This is a genomic window from Enterobacter sp. Y17 (assembly GCF_019730495.1).
GTDB classification, from domain to species: Bacteria; Pseudomonadota; Gammaproteobacteria; order Enterobacterales; family Enterobacteriaceae; genus Enterobacter; species Enterobacter asburiae_B.
This window is the reverse complement of the sequence record NZ_JAASKP010000010.1, coordinates 1-18,905: the sequence shown is the minus strand read 5'-3', so window position 1 is coordinate 18,905 and position 18,905 is coordinate 1. Positions and strand designations below refer to the sequence as shown.

Below are 18,905 nucleotides of genomic sequence, written 5' to 3'. Positions count from 1 at the left end.
AGTGACAAGCCCGGAATTTAGCCACTTCACGCACTGTTCATGTTAACAACGGGAAGTATCGGGTAAAACAAGATTCAAACAACAAGATATGTTTAAAACGAAGTCATAGCTAACTTAGCACGACTTCAGCCGGGCGTCCAGAGTTCCACATCATTTAGCCGGGAGCCCTGAACGCACAGCGGAGAAACCTTACGCCAGATTAGCGTCCAGGAACTCTTTCAGTTGACCTTTGGACAGCGCGCCCACTTTGGTCGCTGCCACTTCGCCGTTTTTGAACAGCAGAAGGGTTGGGATGCCACGGATACCGTATTTTGGTGCGGTGCCCGGGTTCTGGTCGATGTTCAGCTTGGCAACGGTCAGTTTGCCCTGATATTCGTCAGCGATCTCATCCAGAATCGGGGCGATCATTTTGCAAGGACCACACCATTCAGCCCAGAAATCGACGAGGATCAGCCCGTCAGCCTTAAGTACGTCCGTGTCAAAACTGTCGTCAGTCAGGTGAATAATTTTATCGCTCATATATAACTCCACAGGAATAAGCCTGGTACGTTGGTTTTGTCTCCACCAACGACGTGTTGATGTCGCATTAACCAACTAAAGGTTGACTTTATTTCACCGGATACGCTTTCGTAAAGCAATAGTAAGCTGATATTCTACCACACTATGAGCAAAACACATTTAACAGAACAGAAGTTTTCCGACTTCGCGCTGCACCCGAAGGTGATTGAAGCCCTTGAAAATAAAGGGTTTCATAACTGCACGCCCATTCAGGCCCTCGCGCTGCCGCTGACGCTGGCCGGTCGCGATGTTGCCGGGCAGGCGCAAACCGGTACCGGCAAAACGATGGCGTTTTTAACGTCAACGTTTCATTATTTACTTTCTCACCCAGCGATTGCAGACCGCAAAGTTAACCAGCCGCGCGCGCTAATTATGGCACCGACGCGAGAACTGGCGGTACAGATCCACGCAGACGCTGAACCCCTGGCGCAGTCTACCGGACTGAAGCTTGGCCTGGCCTATGGCGGCGACGGCTACGATAAACAGCTGAAAGTGCTGGAAAGCGGTGTGGATATCCTGATCGGTACCACCGGCCGTCTTATCGATTACGCCAAACAGAACCACATTAACCTCGGCGCAATCCAGGTTGTGGTGCTCGATGAAGCTGACCGCATGTACGATCTGGGCTTCATTAAAGACATTCGCTGGCTGTTCCGCCGCATGCCGCCGGCCAATCAGCGTCTGAACATGCTGTTCTCCGCTACCCTTTCTTATCGCGTACGCGAGCTGGCGTTCGAACAGATGAACAACGCCGAATATGTAGAAGTGGAACCGGAGCAGAAAACGGGTCACCGCATTAAAGAAGAGCTCTTCTACCCTTCCAATGAAGAGAAAATGCGTCTGCTGCAAACGCTGATTGAAGAAGAGTGGCCAGATCGCGCCATTATCTTCGCGAACACCAAACACCGTTGTGAAGACATCTGGGGCCATCTGGCTGCAGACGGTCACCGTGTTGGCCTGTTGACCGGCGACGTGGCGCAGAAAAAACGCCTGCGTATTCTGGAAGAGTTTACCCGTGGCGATCTCGATATTCTGGTCGCAACCGACGTTGCTGCTCGTGGTCTGCACATTCCGGCCGTGACGCACGTCTTTAACTACGATCTGCCAGACGACTGCGAAGACTACGTACACCGTATCGGTCGTACCGGTCGTGCGGGCGCAAGCGGTCACTCGATTAGCCTTGCGTGTGAAGAGTATGCGCTGAATCTTCCAGCCATTGAGACGTATATCGGTCACTCTATCCCGCAGAGCAAATACAATCCGGAAGCGCTGTTAAGCGAACTGCCGCCGCCTAAGCGTCTAACCCGCCCACGCTCCGGCAATGGTCCGCGTCGTTCAGGTGGCGCGCCGCGTAATCGTCGTCGTTCAGGTTAAGAAAATATGCTCAGCTCCACCTCGCTTTATGCGGCAATTGATCTCGGTTCGAATAGTTTTCATATGCTGGTTGTGCGCGAGGTGGCGGGAAGCATACAAACGCTGACGCGCATCAAGCGCAAGGTCCGCCTCGCGGCGGGCCTGAGCAGCGATAATCACCTCTCCCCTGAAGCCATGGAACGTGGCTGGCAGTGTCTGCGGCTCTTTGCCGAACGTCTGCAGGATATCCCGCACGCCCAAATTACCGTGGTCGCCACTGCGACACTCCGCCTGGCGGTCAACGCCGTGGATTTCATCGCCAGAGCGCAGGAAATTCTGGGTTGTCCGGTACAGGTTATCAGCGGTGAAGAAGAAGCTCGCCTGATTTACCAGGGCGTTGCGCACACCACGGGAGGTGACGATCGCCGTCTGGTGGTGGATATCGGCGGTGCCAGTACCGAGCTTGTGACCGGCACCGGCGCGCAGGCAACGTCGCTGTTCAGCCTGTCGATGGGCTGCGTGACCTGGCTTGAGCGCTACTTTACCGATCGGAACCTGGCGAAAGAGAACTTCGACGAGGCAGAAAACGCCGCGCGCGAGGTATTACGCCCGGTGATGGACGAGCTGCGCTATCACGGCTGGAAAGTCTGCGTGGGTGCCTCGGGTACCGTGCAGGCTCTGCAGGAAATCATGATGGCGCAGGGAATGGACGAGCGGATTACGCTAGCCAAACTTCAGCAGCTGAAACAGCGCGCCATTCAGTGCGGACGCCTGGAAGAGCTGGAAATTGAAGGCCTGACGCTGGAACGCGCGCTGGTCTTCCCGAGCGGGCTGGCTATTCTTATCGCCATTTTCACCGAGCTGAACATCCAGTGTATGACCCTGGCCGGCGGCGCGCTGCGCGAAGGTCTGGTCTACGGGATGTTACATCTGTCGGTCGATCAGGATATCCGCAGCCGTACCCTGCGCAACGTTCAGCGTCGTTTTCTGGTTGATATCGATCAGGCAGGACGCGTATCGCAGCTGGCGTCACGCTTCGCCGATCAGGTTGCTAACGTCTGGGATCTTGACCATCTGAGCCGGGATTTACTGCTGAGCGCCTGTGCGCTACATGAAGTGGGGCTGAGCATTGATTTTAAGCAGGCACCGGCTCATGCAGCGTATCTGGTGCGAAACCTGGATTTACCGGGCTATACGCCTGCGCAGAAAAAATTGCTGGCCACGCTGCTGCTGAACCAGACCAACGCCGTCGATCTCTCCTCTTTGCATCAGCAAAACGCCGTACCGCCTCGCGTGGCCGAGCATCTGTGCCGCCTGCTGCGTCTGGCGATCCTGTTTGCCAGCCGCCGCCGCGATGATTTGCTGCCTGCCATTAATCTGGTGGCCGATGACGAGAAGCTTTCGCTGGCGCTGCCGGAGAAATGGATTGATCGTCACCCGTTAGGGGCAGAGATGATCGAGCAGGAGTGCCAGTGGCAGAGCTACGTGCACTGGGTGCTTGAGGTAAAGTAATACGCTGAACATTGCCGGGTGGCGGCTTCGCCTTACCCGGCCTACAACCCCTTCGAACTCATCCTTTCTCTTTGGCTTTTGCCAGCATAGCGCGGATGTTCGCCACGTTAGCCTGACCCTTGTGCATCCGCTCTTCTGCGGTAATCACTTTGCGCTCCTGTTCCCAGATCACGTCATCCTGCGGAAGTTCCAGCAGGAAACGACTCGGCTCCGGGCGTACCAGTTCACCGTACTGGCGGCGCTCTTTACACAGCGTGAACGTCAGCTCTTTCTGCGCGCGGGTGATCCCCACGTAGGCCAGACGGCGCTCCTCGTCGACGTTGTCTTCATCAATGCTGCTCTGGTGCGGCAACAATCCCTCTTCCATGCCGACCAGATACACATACGGGAACTCCAGCCCTTTTGACGCATGCAGCGTCATCAGCTGAACCTGATCGGCCTCTTCTTCGCTCTCGCCGCGCTCCATCATGTCGCGCAGGGTAAAGCGAGTGACCACCTGCGTCAGGGTCATCGGCTCGTCGATTTCAGAGCCCTCAAGCATTTCGGTCATCCAGCTGAAGAGCTGGTTAACGTTTTTCATGCGCATCTCAGCCGCCTTCGGGCTGGCTGAGGTTTCATACAGCCAGGACTCATAGTCGATGCCGTGAATGAGATCGCGCACTGCCGCCACCGGCTCGCGCTCCGCGAGACGCTGCACTTCGCCAAGCCAGTGGGTGAAGCGGGTTAACGAGTCATACCCGCGTCCGGTTAACGTCTGGCTCAGCCCCATGTCGAAGCTGGCGGTAAACATACTTTTGTTGCGGGTCATCGCCCACTCGCCGAGCTTTTGCAGCGTCGCCGGACCAATCTCGCGTTTAGGCGTATTCACGATGCGCAGAAACGCGCTGTCGTCATCCGGGTTAGTTAGCACCCGCAGATAGGCCAGCAGATCTTTGATTTCTGGCCGTGAGAAGAACGACGTGCCGCCCGAAATTTTGTACGGAATGCGGTTCTGCATCAGCATCTTTTCAAAGACGCGCGACTGGTGATTGCCGCGATAGAGGATCGCGTAATCCTTATATTCGGTTTTGTTGACGAAGTGGTGAGCGATGAGTTCGCCCGTCACGCGCTCCGCTTCATGATCCTCATTGTTGGCGCTGAGCACTTTCAGCTCCGTGCCGTAGCCCAGTTCGGAGAAGAGACGCTTCTCAAATACGTGCGGGTTATTGGCAATCAGGATGTTTGCCGCCTTCAGGATACGCCCGGAGGAGCGGTAGTTCTGCTCCAGCTTAATCACCTGCAGGGCAGGGAAATCTTTGCTCAGCAGCACCAGGTTTTGTGGGCGTGCACCGCGCCAGGAGTAAATTGACTGGTCGTCATCGCCTACCACGGTGAAACGCGCGCGCTGCCCCACCAGCAGCTTCACCAGCTCGTACTGGCTGGTGTTGGTGTCCTGATATTCATCCACCAGCAGGTAGCGGATTTTATTCTGCCAGCGCTCGCGCACCTCTTCATTACGCTGCAGCAGCAGCGTGGGCAGCAGGATCAGGTCGTCAAAGTCCAGCACGTTGCACGCTTTCATATGCGCATCGTACAGACCGTAGCAGTGGGCGAAGATCCGATCCCGTTCGCCTTTGGCGATCGCCGCGGCCTGGGCCGGCGTCATCAGATCGTTTTTCCAGTTCGAGATCGTCGAGATCAGCTGCTGCAACAGCACTTTATCATCTTCGATCAGCCCCTCGGTGAGCTCTTTGAGCAGCGCCACCTGATCGGTGTCATCGAAGAGCGAGAAGTTGGACTTCATTCCCAGCGCCGCGTACTCGCGTTTGATGATATCCAGCCCCAGCGTGTGGAAGGTGGAGATCATCAGGCCACGCGCTTCTTTACGGCCCAGCGTCTGGCCGACGCGCTCTTTCATCTCGCGCGCCGCTTTATTGGTAAAGGTGACCGCCGCAATGTGTCGCGCCTGATATCCGCAATTGTGGATCAAATGGGCGATTTTGTTGGTGATCACGCGGGTTTTACCCGATCCGGCCCCTGCCAGCACCAGGCATGGTCCAGTAACGAATTCGACCGCTTGTTGTTGTCCAGGGTTTAAACGCATGGGAGTGTTGCTCAATCTTCGAACGGGGAGTGGATTGTAGCAGAAAGCCGGGCGCAGATTTACCGGCTAATGATAAAGTGGAGAAATCGCGTTTAACCCGTAGAGCAGAACCATGAAAAAGACCGCAGCAGCCCTGCATATTCTGGTAAAAGAAGAGAAACTGGCCCAGGAGATCCTGGCCAAGCTGGAGCGCGGCATCAGCTTTGATCATCTGGCAAAGCGCTACTCTAAATGCCCGTCCGGGCGCAATGGCGGGGATCTCGGCGAGTTTCAACAAGGTGCGATGGTCGGCCCGTTCGATCGGGCGGTCTTTAGCTGCCCGCTTCTGAAGCCCTACGGCCCGGTAAAAACCAAATTTGGCTACCATATCATTAAGGTGCTTTATCGCCGCTGACGCGTGGTATATTGCGCCCCGATTTATTTCAACCTATTCAAGGCACGATCATGGCAAAAACAGCAGCAGCAGTGCACATCCTCGTTAAAGAAGAGAAACTGGCTTTAGATCTTCTGGAGCAGATTAAAAACGGTGCCGACTTCGGCAAGCTGGCGAAGAAGCATTCCATCTGCCCGTCAGGCAAACGCGGCGGCGATCTGGGTGAGTTCCGCCAGGGTCAGATGGTTCCGGCGTTCGATAAAGTGGTGTTCTCCTGCCCGGTGCTGGAGCCAACCGGCCCGCTGCACACGCAGTTCGGCTACCACATTATCAAAGTGCTGTATCGGAAATAAACAGCAAGGCCTTCTCTAAGAGAAGGCCTTTAATGTTTCACCCTCTCCCCGTGGGAGAGGGCCGGGGTGAGGGCATCAGCCCGCACCTGGTGTTAACCCGCTACCGCGATACGCTTCATATCGGTCATGTAGCCACGCAGTTTGTGACCCACTTTCTCGATCTGGTGGCTGCGAATCGCTTCGTTCACATCACGCAGCTGCGCGTTATCCACGGCACCTTCCGCAATCGCTTTACCCAGATCGCCCGTCTGCAGAGTAGTCATAAACTCTTTCAGCAGCGGTACGCAGGCGTAAGAGAACAGGTAGTTACCGTATTCTGCGGTATCAGAGATCACCACGTTCATTTCGTACAGACGCTTACGGGCGATGGTGTTCGCGATCAGCGGCAGCTCGTGCAGAGATTCGTAGTACGCGGACTCTTCGATGATGCCGGAATCCACCATGGTTTCGAACGCCAGCTCAACGCCTGCTTTCACCATCGCGATCATCAGTACGCCTTTATCGAAGTACTCCTGCTCGCCGATTTTACCTTCATACTGCGGCGCGGTTTCGAACGCGGTTTTACCGGTTTCTTCACGCCAGGTCAGCAGGTTTTTATCGTCGTTCGCCCAGTCCGCCATCATGCCGGAAGAGAATTCGCCGGAGATGATGTCGTCCATGTGTTTCTGGAACAGCGGTGCCATGATGGTTTTCAGCTGTTCAGACAGCGCGTAAGCACGCAGTTTTGCCGGGTTGGACAGACGGTCCATCATCAGCGTAATACCGCCCTGCTTCAGCGCTTCGGTGATGGTTTCCCAGCCGAACTGGATCAGTTTTTCCGCGTAGGCCGGGTCGGTGCCTTCTTCCACCAGCTTGTCGAAGCACAGCAGAGAACCGGCCTGCAGCATACCGCACAGAATGGTCTGCTCGCCCATCAGGTCAGATTTCACTTCGGCAACGAAGGACGATTCCAGAACGCCCGCACGGTGGCCACCGGTCGCCGCTGCCCACGCTTTGGCAATCGCCATGCCTTCGCCTTTTGGATCGTTTTCCGGGTGAACTGCGATAAGCGTCGGCACGCCGAAGCCACGTTTGTACTCTTCGCGTACTTCCGTACCCGGACATTTCGGTGCCACCATCACCACGGTGATGTCTTTACGGATCTGCTCGCCCACTTCAACGATGTTGAAGCCGTGGGAGTAACCCAGCGCGGCGCCGTCTTTCATCAGCGGCTGTACGGAACGCACAACGTCAGAGTGCTGTTTGTCCGGGGTCAGGTTAACCACCAGATCCGCCTGCGGGATCAGCTCTTCGTAGGTGCCCACTTTGAAGCCGTTTTCGGTCGCTTTGCGCCAGGAAGCACGCTTCTCGGCAATTGCTTCTTTGCGCAGGGCGTAGGAGATATCCAGACCGGAGTCACGCATGTTCAGGCCCTGGTTCAGACCCTGTGCGCCACAGCCGACGATGACCACTTTTTTACCCTGAAGGTAGCTCGCGCCATCGGCAAATTCATCGCGCGCCATGAAGCGGCATTTGCCCAGCTGCGCCAGCTGCTGGCGCAAGTTCAGTGTATTAAAGTAGTTAGCCATGGGTGATACCTCGTGATGTTGTGTGTCTTATTGTTCGGTTCGCGTTTCAGCGAGAATGTACCCACATTACAACAGGAAATTTATTGCGGAAATTGATATATTCACAACGTCATATTGCAATTTTTGCAATGTAAAAAGAGGGAGTGGAATCGGTGGATTTACGCGATCTGAAAATGTTCCTGCACCTGGCGGAAAGCCGCCATTTTGGCCGCAGCGCCCGGGCGATGCACGTTAGCCCCTCCACGCTTTCACGCCAGATCCAGCGCCTTGAGGAGGACCTCGGCCAGCCGCTGTTCGTGCGCGATAACCGCACCGTCACCCTCACGGAAGCAGGTGAAGAGCTGCGCATTTTTGCCCAGCAGACGCTGCTACAGTACCAGCAGCTGCGGCACTCAATTGACCAGCAGGGGCCGTCGCTTTCCGGCGAGCTGCATATTTTCTGCTCCGTGACCGCCGCCTACAGCCATCTGCCGCCCATTCTTGACCGCTTCCGCGCGGCGCATCCGTCGGTTGAAATTAAGCTCACCACCGGCGACGCCTCCGACGCAATGGAAAAAGTGGTGACGGGCGAAGCGGATCTCGCCATTGCCGGGAAACCCGAAACCCTGCCGGGCGCGGTGGCATTCTCAATGCTGGAGAATCTGGCGGTGGTGCTGATCGCGCCGGCGCTGCCCTGCCCGGTGCGTAACCAGGTGTCGGTGGAAAAACCGGACTGGTCGACGGTGCCGTTTATCATGGCCGATCAGGGGCCGGTGCGCCGCCGTATCGAGCTGTGGTTCCGCCGTCAGAAAATCAGCAACCCGTCGATTTACGCCACGGTCAGCGGCCATGAGGCGATGGTGTCGATGGTGGCGCTGGGCTGCGGCGTGGCGCTGCTGCCGGAAGTGGTGCTGGAAAACAGCCCCGAACCGGTGCGCAATCGCGTGATGATTCTGGAGCGCAGCGACGAGAAGACGCCGTTTGAGCTTGGCGTGTGCGCACAAAAAAAGCGGCTGCATGAGCCGCTTATTGATGCGTTCTGGCAGATATTGCCAAACCACTAAAGCCGGGTGGCGCTGCGCTTACCCGGCCTACACGCAGCTCAGCCCTTAGCCTGCCAGGAAGAAGCGGAAGGCCGGGTTATGGGTTTCGTCGTGACACTCATAGCCCAGCTCGTTCAGCCGCGTTTCGAAATCCGGCTCGTGCTCGCCCAGTTCGAACGCCGCCAGCACGCGGCCATAGTCGGTGCCGTGGCTGCGGTAGTGGAACAGAGAGATGTTCCAGTGCGTGCCCAGCGTGTGCAGGAACTTGAGCAACGCGCCCGGCGATTCCGGAAACTCGAAGCTGAACAGACGTTCCTTAAGCGGCTTCGATGGGCGCCCGCCGACCATGTAGCGCACGTGCAGCTTCGCCATCTCATCGTCAGAAAGATCGACCACGCTGTAGCCGCCCTCATGCAGCAGGTTGAGGATCTCTTTGCGCTCCTCCACGCCGCGGCTCAGACGCACGCCGACAAAAATACAGGCGTCTTTGGCATCGGCAAAACGGTAGTTAAACTCCGTCACCGAACGACCGCCCAGCAGCTGGCAGAACTTCAGGAAGCTGCCCTTCTCTTCCGGAATCGTCACCGCCAGCAGCGCTTCCCGCTGTTCGCCCAGCTCGCAGCGCTCGGAAACGTAGCGCAGGCCGTGGAAGTTCACGTTGGCACCAGACAGCACGTGCGCCAGCCGCTCGCCGCGAATGTTGTGCTGCGCGATGTATTTTTTCATCCCCGCCAGCGCCAGCGCGCCTGACGGTTCCGCCACCGCACGCACATCCTCGAACAGATCCTTCATCGCCGCGCAGATGGCGTCGCTATCAACCGTGACGATATCGTCGAGATACTCCTGACACAGGCGGAAGGTTTCATCCCCAATGCGCTTCACCGCCACGCCCTCGGCAAACAGCCCGACGCGCGGCAGATCTACCGGATGACCCGCATCCAGCGCCGCTTTCAGGCAGGCAGAGTCTTCCGCTTCAACGGCAATGACTTTGATCTGCGGCATCAGCTGTTTGATCAGCACCGCCACGCCTGCGGCCAGGCCACCGCCGCCTACCGGGACGAAGACGCGGTCGAGATGGGCATCCTGCTGCAGCAGTTCCAGCGCCAGCGTGCCCTGCCCGGCAATCACCATCGGGTGGTCGAACGGCGGCACCCAGGTGAAACCCTGCTGCTGCGCCAGCTCGATCGCTTTGGCTTTGGCTTCGTCAAAGTTAGCCCCGTGGAGCAGCACTTCGCCGCCGAAACCGCGCACCGCGTCGACTTTGATATCTGCGGTAGCAACCGGCATCACGATCAGCGCTTTCAACCCCAGGCGAGCAGACGAGAACGCCACGCCCTGGGCGTGGTTGCCCGCAGACGCGGTAATCACGCCGCGCGCTTTCTGCTCGTCAGTCAGCCCGGCCATCATCGCGTAGGCGCCGCGCAGCTTAAAGCTGTGCACCGGCTGACGGTCTTCGCGCTTCACCAGAATGACGTTGTCGAGGCGCGAAGAGAGTTTTTCCATTTTCTGCAGGGGCGTGACCTGCACGGCTTCATAGACCGGCGCGCGTAGCACCGCTCTCAGGTATTCCGCCCCCTCAGGGGCGGCGGATAAGGGTTGTGACTCGGCCATCATTAGCCCCCAAGTTTAGATTTATCGCGCACCGCGCCTTTATCTGCACTGGTGGCAAGACTCGCGTAGGCGCGCAGAGCGAAGGAGACTTCACGCTGGCGGTCTTTCGGCGTCCAGGCTTTGTCGCCGCGGGCTTCCTGCGCTTCACGACGGGCCGCAATTTCCTGGTCGCTCAGCTTCAGCTGAATGCCGCGATTCGGAATGTCGATTTCGATCAGGTCGCCATCTTCGATGATGGCGATGTTGCCGCCGCTTGCCGCTTCCGGCGAAACGTGGCCGATAGAGAGGCCGGAGGTGCCGCCGGAGAAACGTCCGTCGGTGATCAGCGCACACGCCTTACCGAGTCCCATGGATTTCAGGAAGGTGGTTGGGTAGAGCATCTCCTGCATGCCCGGGCCGCCTTTCGGCCCTTCGTAGCGAATGACAACCACGTCGCCTTCCACCACTTTGCCGCCGAGAATCGCCTCTACCGCTTCATCCTGGCTTTCGTATACCTTCGCCGGACCGGTGAATTTCAGGATGCTGTCGTCCACGCCTGCGGTTTTCACGATGCAGCCGTTTTCCGCAAAGTTACCGTACAGCACGGCCAGACCGCCGTCTTTGCTGTAGGCATGTTCCAGCGAGCGGATGCAGCCTTCGGCGCGGTCGTCGTCCAGAGTGTCCCAGCGGCAATCCTGCGAGAACGCCTGGGTGGTGCGAATCCCGGCAGGACCGGCGCGGAACATCTTTTTCACCGCGTCGTCTTTGGTCAGCATCACGTCGTACTGGTCCAGCGACTCAGGCAGCGTCAGGCCGAGCACGTTTTTCACTTCACGGTTCAGCAGCCCGGCGCGATCCAGCTCGCCCAAAATGCCCAGCACGCCGCCCGCGCGGTGTACGTCTTCCATATGGTACTTCTGGGTACTCGGCGCGACCTTACACAGCTGCGGGACTTTGCGGGAGAGCTTATCGATGTCGCTCATGGTGAAGTCGATTTCGGCTTCCTGCGCGGCGGCCAGCAGGTGCAGTACGGTGTTGGTGGAGCCGCCCATGGCGATATCCAGCGTCATGGCGTTTTCGAACGCGGCTTTACTGGCAATGTTGCGCGGCAGCGCGCTGGCGTCGTCCTGCTCGTAGTAGCGTTTGGTCAGCTCAACGATGCGCTTACCGGCGTTGAGGAACAGCTGCTTACGGTCGGCGTGGGTCGCCAGCAGCGAACCGTTGCCCGGCTGAGACAGGCCCAGCGCTTCGGTCAGGCAGTTCATGGAGTTGGCGGTGAACATACCGGAACAGGAGCCGCAGGTCGGACACGCGGAGCGTTCCACCTGGTCGCTCTGCTCGTCAGAGACTTTCGGGTCCGCGCCCTGGATCATCGCATCAACCAGGTCGAGCTTGATGATTTTGTCGGAGAGCTTGGTTTTCCCCGCTTCCATCGGGCCGCCGGAGACGAAGATCACCGGAATGTTCAGGCGCAGGGAGGCCATCAGCATCCCCGGGGTGATTTTGTCGCAGTTGGAGATGCAGACCATCGCATCGGCGCAGTGGGCGTTAACCATATATTCTACGGAGTCGGCGATCAGCTCGCGCGACGGCAGTGAATAGAGCATGCCCCCGTGCCCCATCGCGATACCGTCATCCACCGCAATGGTGTTGAACTCTTTTGCCACGCCGCCGGAGGCTTCGATTTGCTCGGCAACCAGCTTACCGAGATCGCGCAGGTGCACGTGGCCCGGTACAAACTGGGTGAAGGAGTTCACCACGGCGATAATCGGCTTGCCGAAATCGGCGTCGGTCATTCCGGTGGCGCGCCACAGCGCGCGGGCTCCCGCCATATTACGGCCGTGGGTGGTGGTGGCTGAACGATACTTAGGCATGCTTTATTGACTCCCGTCTGACTATTTAATGGGACGGTGCGTGCCGTCCCAAATTTATGCTTAGTGATTAACCTGATCCAACCAGCCGTATTTATCTTCTGTTTCGCCGGTGAAGAGGCCGAAGAACGCTTGCTGAATACGTTTGGTGACCGGGCCACAGCGGCCTTCGCCCACCTGGATACCGTCCACGCTGCGTACCGGCGTGATTTCAGCCGCCGTACCGGACATGAACACTTCATCCGCCAGATACAGGGATTCGCGGGACAGCACCTGCTCGCGCACTTCGATACCCAGATCTTTCGCCAGCTTGATGATGGCGTCGCGGGTGATGCCCGGCAGCGCGGACGAGGTGAACGGCGGCGTGAACAAAATGCCGTCTTTCACTTCAAACAGGTTTTCACCCGCACCTTCAGAGATGTAGCCATTCACATCCAGGGCGATACCTTCCTGATAGCCGTGGCGGCGCGCTTCGCTACCGACCAGCAATGAGGAGAGATAGTTACCGCCTGCTTTCGCGGCGGTCGGAATAGTGTTTGGCGCCACGCGGTTCCAGGAAGAGACCATTGCGTCGATCCCCTGCTCCAGGGCTTCAGCACCCAGGTAGGCACCCCACGGGAATGCGGCAATGATCACATCTGTGGTATAGCCGGCTGGCGGGTTCACGCCCATACCGACATCGCCTACGAAGACCAGCGGACGAATATAGGCGCTGGTCAGGTTGTTCTTGCTAATCACGTCGCGGCAGGCTTCCATCAGCTCATCAACGCTTTGTGAAACCGGGAAACGATAAATTTTGGCTGAGTCATGCAGACGCTGCATGTGTTCGCGATGGCGGAACACCACTGGCCCTTTGTGAGAATCGTAGCAGCGGATGCCTTCAAATACGGAGGTACCGTAGTGCAGCGCGTGGGACATCACGTGGACCTTCGCGTCCTCCCAGCGAACCATCTCACCGTTGAACCAAATGTAATCAGCTTTTTTTGTCGTCATTTTTTCGTCCTGTCACGCTTAAGCGCGGATTTGTTGTGATGTGGTTGTGCTCTGGCAGATGGCAACATGGGCAACGTCTACCAGCTTTGATAACTGACTAAACAGTAAGTCGACCGACCGCGGGCTGGCAACGGTTAATTCGATACTGATATTCCGGGCGTCAGTGGCCGTCTCCATATTCATAGAGCAAATCTGAAAACCACGATGACGCACCACACGCAAAACGCGTTCTAAGGTTTCCGGGTTGAAGCGAGCCTGTACGGCGACCTGATGCTGCATCATGATAATTTCTCCATCATTTGTGAGTTACTGGCACCAGGCGGTACCAACGGCCAGACGTTCTCGAGTTCGTCGATTGAGACATGAAGCAGGTAAGGCCCATCGCTGTTCAGCATGGTGTCGAGCGCCGCTTCAACCTGATCTTTACGGGTGATGTGCTGACCAGGGATGCCGAAGGCGCTGGCCAGGGTGAGGAAATCTGGGTTATCGGTGAGAGTCGTTTCGCTGTAGCGCTCCTGGAAGAACAGCTGTTGCCACTGGCGAACCATCCCTAAACGCTGGTTGTCGAGCAAGACGATTTTCAGCGGCAACTGCTTACGCTTAACGGTGCCGAGCTCCTGAACGTTCATCATGAAGGAGCCGTCACCGGAGATACAGATAACGGTATCGTTCGGGCGGGCAACCTGCGCGCCAACGGCTGCCGGCAGACCGAAGCCCATCGTCCCTAACCCGCTGGAGGTGATGAAGTTTTCCGGACGGGTGTAGGTCATGTGCTGCGCGGACCACATCTGGTGCTGGCCTACGTCGGTAGTGACGACGCTGTCAGCCGGTTTACGGTCGGACAACTGCTTCAACAGCAGCGGCGCGTAGATGGCCTCGCCGGGATGGTCGTAACGCCAGGCGTGCTCGGCGCGCATGTCTGCGGTGTGCTGACGCCATGCGCTGATATCCAGCGGCTGCTGCAATGCCGGTAACAGCGCGTTGAGATCGCCCTGCAAGGCGACATGCGCCTGACGCAGCTTGTTCATCTCCGCCGGGTCGATATCCATATGAATGACTTTGGCGTTCGGCGCAAAGGTATTCAACTTGCCGGTGACGCGGTCGTCAAAACGGGCACCGACGGCGATGAGCAGATCGCACTCCTGCACCGCCAGGTTTGCCGCTTTGGTGCCGTGCATCCCCAGCATGCCCAGATAGTAGGGGTAATCCGCGTCGACTGCACCGAGACCTTTCAGCGTGCAGGTCGCTGGCATCTGCGTTGTTGCGATAAATTCGCGCAGGGCAGGAACGGCCTGCGCCATGCCTACGCCACCGCCGACGTACAGCATCGGCTGTTTCGCCTGGGCCAGCATCTGACGGGCCTCTTCAACTTCCGCTTCCGGAAACGCATCGTCGCTTTCAACGGTAGAGAAGTGCGGTTCCAGATCGCCGAGAGCCACCTGGATATCTTTCGGGATATCAACCAGAACCGGACCGGGACGACCGGAGTTTGCCACGTCGAACGCTTCTGCCATTACGCGCGGCAGCTCTTCCAGAGACTGGACGAGGAAGCTGTGTTTGGTGCAGGCCAGCGATAAACCGAGGACGTCAACTTCCTGGAAAGCATCGGTACCGATGAACGGCGACGCCACCTGCCCGGTGATGGCGACAACGGGAACGGAATCCAGCAGCGCGTCAGCCAGGCCGGTGATCAGGTTCGTTGCGCCCGGGCCTGAAGTCGCCATACACACGCCGGTTTTACCGGTCGCGCGGGCGTAGCCAATGGCTGCCATCGCTGCGCCCTGCTCGTGTCGGCACAAGAGATGTTCCACGCCGCCGTCATACAGTGCATCGTAAATCGGCATAATTGCGCCACCCGGATAACCGAATACGGTTTCGACTCCCTGCGCGCGCAACGCATGTACTACCCACTGTGCCCCATTCATAGTTAGTTCCCCGTCATAAATCGGGAGAAACAGAATTTTGTGCTAGTCGTCATTCTCTGCTCCTCATTTACATTTTTTAGTCATAAAAAAACCCCCGGACCTTTCGGTGCGGGGGTCTTAGTTCGTTAAGGCTTGATTTCTAAGCCTTTCCTCGTCCAAGTGCAGCCCCGCACGGTGGGATAATAATCACCACCACGCTAATCACGACCAGGCTAATCACTCGTAGAAGGGCTGTCATTTTCAGTTCTTTTTGCATCTTGTTCGAAGGAATACCTAAAGAGTTATCACAGTTTTTAAATCAAACACAAGATTTATTTATGACGGATTTGATTAGGCCGCGAATCATATTTCTTAAAACCGTTGTTTTATATACGGAAATTAGAAAATGAATATTTTTCATTTTTTCACTGCGGTTCTTAGCGTCAAAACGGGGCTTTTTACATTCTGCGAGGAGGCTTCCACGGTTATGCAAGGGTTTCAGTGTGCGCTTAAAATCCCTGAACAGGCGGCGTAAATTCGCAAAATGACGCTAAACAGACAAAGCAGGTGCTGGCATAGTCACGCCAGGAGGTAGTGCAAATGTCACTGTCAGTTGTTTATACGCGTGCGGCTCTCGGGGTAAAGGCACCGCTTATTTCCGTCGAGGTTCATTTGAGCAATGGGCTACCCGGACTCACGCTTGTCGGGTTACCTGAAACGACGGTTAAAGAGGCCAGGGATCGCGTTCGCAGCGCAATAATAAATAGCGGTTATACCTTCCCCGCGAAGAAGATCACCATCAACCTTGCCCCCGCCGATTTGCCTAAAGAGGGGGGACGATACGATTTACCTATCGCAATTGCCCTTCTCGCGGCTTCTGAGCAGCTTAATACGACACGGCTAGGCTCGTATGAGTTCGTTGGCGAACTCGCGCTCACAGGCGCGTTAAGAGGCGTTCCCGGTGCGATATCGGGAGCGCTGGAAGCCATACGAGCAGGGCGGCAAATCATTGTCGCCAATGAAAACGCATCAGAAGTGAGTCTTATCGCCGAGAAGGGGTGTCTCATCGCCGGGCATTTACAGGAAGTTTGTGCCTGGCTGGAAGGGCGACATGAACTGTCCGAGCCGGAGGAGTGTGATGATGTTATAGCGGATGCACCAGAGGATCTCAGCGAGATTATGGGACAGGAGCAAGGGAAACGGGCGCTGGAGATTACGGCTGCAGGTGGACACAATCTTCTGTTAATTGGGCCGCCAGGTACGGGTAAAACCATGCTGGCAAGCAGGTTGAGTGGGTTACTTCCACCGCTCAATAATCATGAAGCGCTGGAAAGCGCCGCCATATATAGCCTTATCAGTTCGACGTCGTTGCAAAAACAGTGGCGCCGTCGTCCTTTTCGTTCCCCGCATCATAGCGCTTCACTGACGGCAATGGTCGGCGGCGGGGCGATTCCGGGGCCGGGAGAGATCTCGCTGGCACACAATGGCATTCTGTTTCTTGATGAACTGCCTGAATTTGAGCGCCGTGTACTGGATGCACTAAGAGAGCCCATTGAATCCGGTGAGATACATATCTCACGCACGCGAGCCAAAATAAGCTATCCCGCACAGTTTCAGCTGGTCGCGGCGATGAATCCCAGCCCGACGGGTCACTACCAGGGCAACCATAACCGCTGTACGCCAGAGCAGACGTTGCGCTATCTGGGTAAGTTATCCGGCCCGTTCCTCGACCGTTTCGATTTATCCCTCGAAGTTCCCCTTCCCCCGCCGGGTCTGCTCAGGCAAACGGGCATAACGGGTGAAAGCTCAGCGGAGGTACGCGAACGGGTGATTGCTGCTCAGACGCGGCAGTACGCTCGTCAGAACAGGCTGAATGCACGGCTGGATAATGCCGGGATCCGGCAGTTTTGTTCACTTAATGTTGAGGATGCGGGATGGCTGGAGGAGACGTTTACGCGGTTCGGGCTGTCCATACGTGCGTGGCAGCGTTTGCTGAAGGTGGCCAGAACCATTGCTGACGTAGAGGGGTGCAATGACATTGAGAGGAAACATTTGCAGGAGGCGCTGAGCTACCGCGCTATCGATCGTTTGCTGCTGCATTTGCAGAAATTGCTGGCATAAAAAAAGGGGCCGTAGCCCCTTCTCTTCTCTTTAGTCATCAGACTCGGTGTAGTCTTCTGCACCTTCCATCTGTGGCTTGCCGCCAGACAGCGTATGGAAGCGCTTAGGACGCTTAATGCGCGCCATGTACTTGATCCATACGCGTTCCGCTTCAGACTCCGGCTCACGCTCACCACGGCAAACAGAAACAAACTGTTTTTCGTCTTCGGTTGCAGGTTCACGCTTACCCAGATCCAGCTCGTTAAAGGCATAACCATGGCGCTCAAGCAGTTGAGCTTCTTTGATGGTGAAATCGCCGTGACGAGAGAACCCGCGCGGATAATGTTTATTGTCGAAAAAACGATTAGTCGTCGTAAAGCTTTCCGCCATCCTACACGCTCCTAATTCTTTGGCCGAGCTATTTATGGCGCGGAGTATTAGTTACGCTTGACAGAGTGTAAAACAAAACATTTAAATCATAACGACAAATAATTTTGCGGAGAAAGATGTGGATACGGAATTGCTTAAAACTTTCCTTGAAGTGAGCAGAACACGCCACTTTGGGCGAGCAGCTGAAGCCCTTTACCTGACGCAGTCAGCAGTCAGTTTTCGTATTCGACAGCTGGAGAATCAACTGGGTGTGAATCTTTTTACCCGCCATCGCAACAATATTCGCTTAACGCCTGCCGGTGAGAAACTGCTGCCGTACGCAGAAACGCTCATGAATACCTGGCAGGCGGCACGTAAAGAGGTGGCACATACTTCGAGGCATAATGAGTTCTCGATAGGAGCCAGCGCTTCTCTGTGGGAATGCATGCTAAGTCAGTGGCTTACCCGACTGTATCATTCACATGGCCACCTGCAATTTGAGGCCAGAATTGCGCAACGGCAGTCGCTTGTTAAGCAACTTCATGAGCGCCAGCTTGATCTTCTGATCACAACCGAAGCCCCCAAGATGGACGAATTTAGCAGCCAGATTGTGGGCCAGTTTGGCCTGGCACTTTATGCGTCCGAACCTTCGATGATGAAGGCAGACCTGACTTATTTACGCCTGGAATGGGGACCGGATTTTCAGCAGCACGAGACGGGACTGATTGCACCTGATGATGTTCCGCAGTTAACGACCAGCTCGGCAGAGATCGCCTGTCAGCAGCTGCCCCTGCTGAAAGGTTGTACCTGGTTACCTGTTCGCTGGGCAGACGCTAAAGCAGGGCTGCACACCGTGCTGGATTCCACCACGCTTACCAGGCCGCTGTATGCAATTTGGCTGCAAAACAGTGATAAGCAATCACAGATAAAAGATCTTTTAAAAATCAATGTAATGGATTGATGCATCAGCCAGCAGGGATGCTGGCTGAAATTAAGAAGAGAATTATCTGCCGTGTTTCAGGCAAAAAAAATCCTTTGCCGAAGCAAAGGATTCTATATGGCAGGGGCGGAGAGACTCGAACTCGCGACACCCGGTTTTGGAGACCGGTGCTCTACCAACTGAGCTACGCCCCTAAAGTTTTTTGCCATTAAGCCTGCCAACAAGGCAGGCTTAATGTCTTAATAAGTGGCGGAACGGACGGGACTCGAACCCGCGACCCCCTGCGTGACAGGCAGGTATTCTAACCGACTGAACT

18 protein-coding genes and 1 tRNA gene are annotated in these 18,905 nt (G+C 56.5%); 7 read left to right on the top strand and 12 right to left on the bottom strand.

All coding sequences use genetic code 11. The features are described 5' to 3' along the window. Positions 1–189: 189 nt before the first annotated feature. Positions 190–519, bottom strand: a complete 330-nt coding sequence (gene trxA, locus HCH49_RS21620) for a thioredoxin TrxA (protein ID WP_006179218.1) — start codon at positions 517–519, stop codon at positions 190–192. 144 nt (positions 520–663) lie between these two features. On the opposite strand from trxA, the gene rhlB reads away from it, so the two are divergent. Beyond that, entirely contained in the window at positions 664–1,932 is a 1,269-nt protein-coding gene (rhlB, locus tag HCH49_RS21615) for an ATP-dependent RNA helicase RhlB (RefSeq protein ID WP_023309646.1), read from the top strand. 6 nt (positions 1,933–1,938) lie between these two features. Then, positions 1,939–3,423 (top strand): guanosine-5'-triphosphate,3'-diphosphate diphosphatase, encoded by a 1,485-nt coding sequence (gene gppA / locus HCH49_RS21610; protein ID WP_033146916.1) that lies wholly within the window; start codon positions 1,939–1,941, stop codon positions 3,421–3,423. Positions 3,424–3,481: 58 nt separating this feature from the next. Here gppA and rep read toward each other — a convergent pair whose 3' ends face one another. Then, positions 3,482–5,506, bottom strand: a complete 2,025-nt coding sequence (gene rep, locus HCH49_RS21605) for a DNA helicase Rep (protein WP_032646096.1) — start codon at positions 5,504–5,506, stop codon at positions 3,482–3,484. Positions 5,507–5,618: 112 nt separating this feature from the next. Between rep and ppiC (HCH49_RS21600) the strand changes: the two genes are divergently transcribed. Together ppiC (HCH49_RS21600) and ppiC (HCH49_RS21595) are read left to right on the top strand one after the other, a co-directional pair. Then, positions 5,619–5,900, top strand: a complete 282-nt coding sequence (gene ppiC / locus HCH49_RS21600; protein ID WP_023309649.1) for a peptidylprolyl isomerase PpiC — start codon at positions 5,619–5,621, stop codon at positions 5,898–5,900. A gap of 50 nt (positions 5,901–5,950) precedes the next feature. After that, complete coding sequence (gene ppiC / locus HCH49_RS21595) at positions 5,951–6,232, top strand: peptidylprolyl isomerase PpiC (RefSeq protein ID WP_023309650.1); 282 nt, start codon at positions 5,951–5,953, stop codon at positions 6,230–6,232. A gap of 92 nt (positions 6,233–6,324) precedes the next feature. Here ppiC (HCH49_RS21595) and ilvC read toward each other — a convergent pair whose 3' ends face one another. Then, positions 6,325–7,800, bottom strand: a complete 1,476-nt coding sequence (ilvC, locus tag HCH49_RS21590; protein ID WP_023333828.1) for a ketol-acid reductoisomerase — start codon at positions 7,798–7,800, stop codon at positions 6,325–6,327. A gap of 152 nt (positions 7,801–7,952) precedes the next feature. Here ilvC and ilvY point away from each other — a divergent pair, with 152 nt between their 5' ends. Further along, positions 7,953–8,843 carry an HTH-type transcriptional activator IlvY gene (gene ilvY, locus HCH49_RS21585; RefSeq protein ID WP_032641403.1) on the top strand — a complete coding sequence of 297 codons (891 nt, stop codon included), beginning with the start codon at positions 7,953–7,955 and terminating at the stop codon, positions 8,841–8,843. Positions 8,844–8,888: 45 nt separating this feature from the next. On the opposite strand, the gene ilvA is transcribed toward ilvY, so the two are convergent. The 7 genes from ilvA to ilvL form a co-directional block, all read right to left on the bottom strand. Then, positions 8,889–10,433 (bottom strand): threonine ammonia-lyase, biosynthetic, encoded by a 1,545-nt coding sequence (gene ilvA, locus HCH49_RS21580; protein WP_096150382.1) that lies wholly within the window; start codon positions 10,431–10,433, stop codon positions 8,889–8,891. Positions 10,434–10,435: 2 nt separating this feature from the next. Further along, a complete protein-coding gene (gene ilvD / locus HCH49_RS21575) occupies positions 10,436–12,286 on the bottom strand; it encodes a dihydroxy-acid dehydratase (RefSeq protein ID WP_059347432.1) in 1,851 nt (616 codons plus the stop codon). Between the two features lie 60 nt (positions 12,287–12,346). Then, a complete protein-coding gene (gene ilvE, locus HCH49_RS21570; protein ID WP_221703327.1) occupies positions 12,347–13,276 on the bottom strand; it encodes a branched-chain-amino-acid transaminase in 930 nt (309 codons plus the stop codon). An 18-nt stretch (positions 13,277–13,294) separates the two neighbouring features. Next, positions 13,295–13,558: an acetolactate synthase 2 small subunit gene (gene ilvM / locus HCH49_RS21565; RefSeq protein ID WP_024907956.1), complete on the bottom strand. Its 264-nt coding sequence runs from the start codon at positions 13,556–13,558 to the stop codon at positions 13,295–13,297. Then, the gene (ilvG, locus tag HCH49_RS21560) at positions 13,555–15,201 is read right to left on the bottom strand and encodes an acetolactate synthase 2 catalytic subunit (protein ID WP_064673098.1); all 1,647 of its coding nucleotides are present in this window, start codon (positions 15,199–15,201) and stop codon (positions 13,555–13,557) included. The genes ilvM and ilvG overlap by 4 nt, the downstream gene beginning before the upstream one ends. Positions 15,202–15,203: 2 nt before the next feature. After that, on the bottom strand, positions 15,204–15,254 hold the full coding sequence (gene ilvX, locus HCH49_RS21555; protein WP_166792073.1) for a peptide IlvX: 51 nt from the start codon (positions 15,252–15,254) through the stop codon (positions 15,204–15,206). 86 nt (positions 15,255–15,340) lie between these two features. Beyond that, positions 15,341–15,439 (bottom strand): ilv operon leader peptide, encoded by a 99-nt coding sequence (ilvL, locus tag HCH49_RS21550; protein ID WP_001311244.1) that lies wholly within the window; start codon positions 15,437–15,439, stop codon positions 15,341–15,343. A 341-nt stretch (positions 15,440–15,780) separates the two neighbouring features. Here ilvL and HCH49_RS21545 point away from each other — a divergent pair, with 341 nt between their 5' ends. Further along, the gene (locus HCH49_RS21545; protein WP_221703326.1) at positions 15,781–17,301 is read left to right on the top strand and encodes a YifB family Mg chelatase-like AAA ATPase; all 1,521 of its coding nucleotides are present in this window, start codon (positions 15,781–15,783) and stop codon (positions 17,299–17,301) included. A 30-nt stretch (positions 17,302–17,331) separates the two neighbouring features. Here the strand turns inward: HCH49_RS21545 and HCH49_RS21540 are convergent, their stop codons facing one another. Further along, entirely contained in the window at positions 17,332–17,670 is a 339-nt protein-coding gene (locus tag HCH49_RS21540) for a DUF413 domain-containing protein (RefSeq protein WP_023309658.1), read from the bottom strand. 118 nt (positions 17,671–17,788) lie between these two features. Between HCH49_RS21540 and hdfR the strand changes: the two genes are divergently transcribed. Beyond that, positions 17,789–18,610 (top strand): HTH-type transcriptional regulator HdfR, encoded by an 822-nt coding sequence (hdfR, locus tag HCH49_RS21535; RefSeq protein ID WP_214580483.1) that lies wholly within the window; start codon positions 17,789–17,791, stop codon positions 18,608–18,610. Positions 18,611–18,707: 97 nt separating this feature from the next. Here the strand turns inward: hdfR and HCH49_RS21530 are convergent. Next, a tRNA-Trp gene (locus HCH49_RS21530) sits at positions 18,708–18,783 on the bottom strand. Between the last annotated feature and the right edge of the window lie 122 nt (positions 18,784–18,905).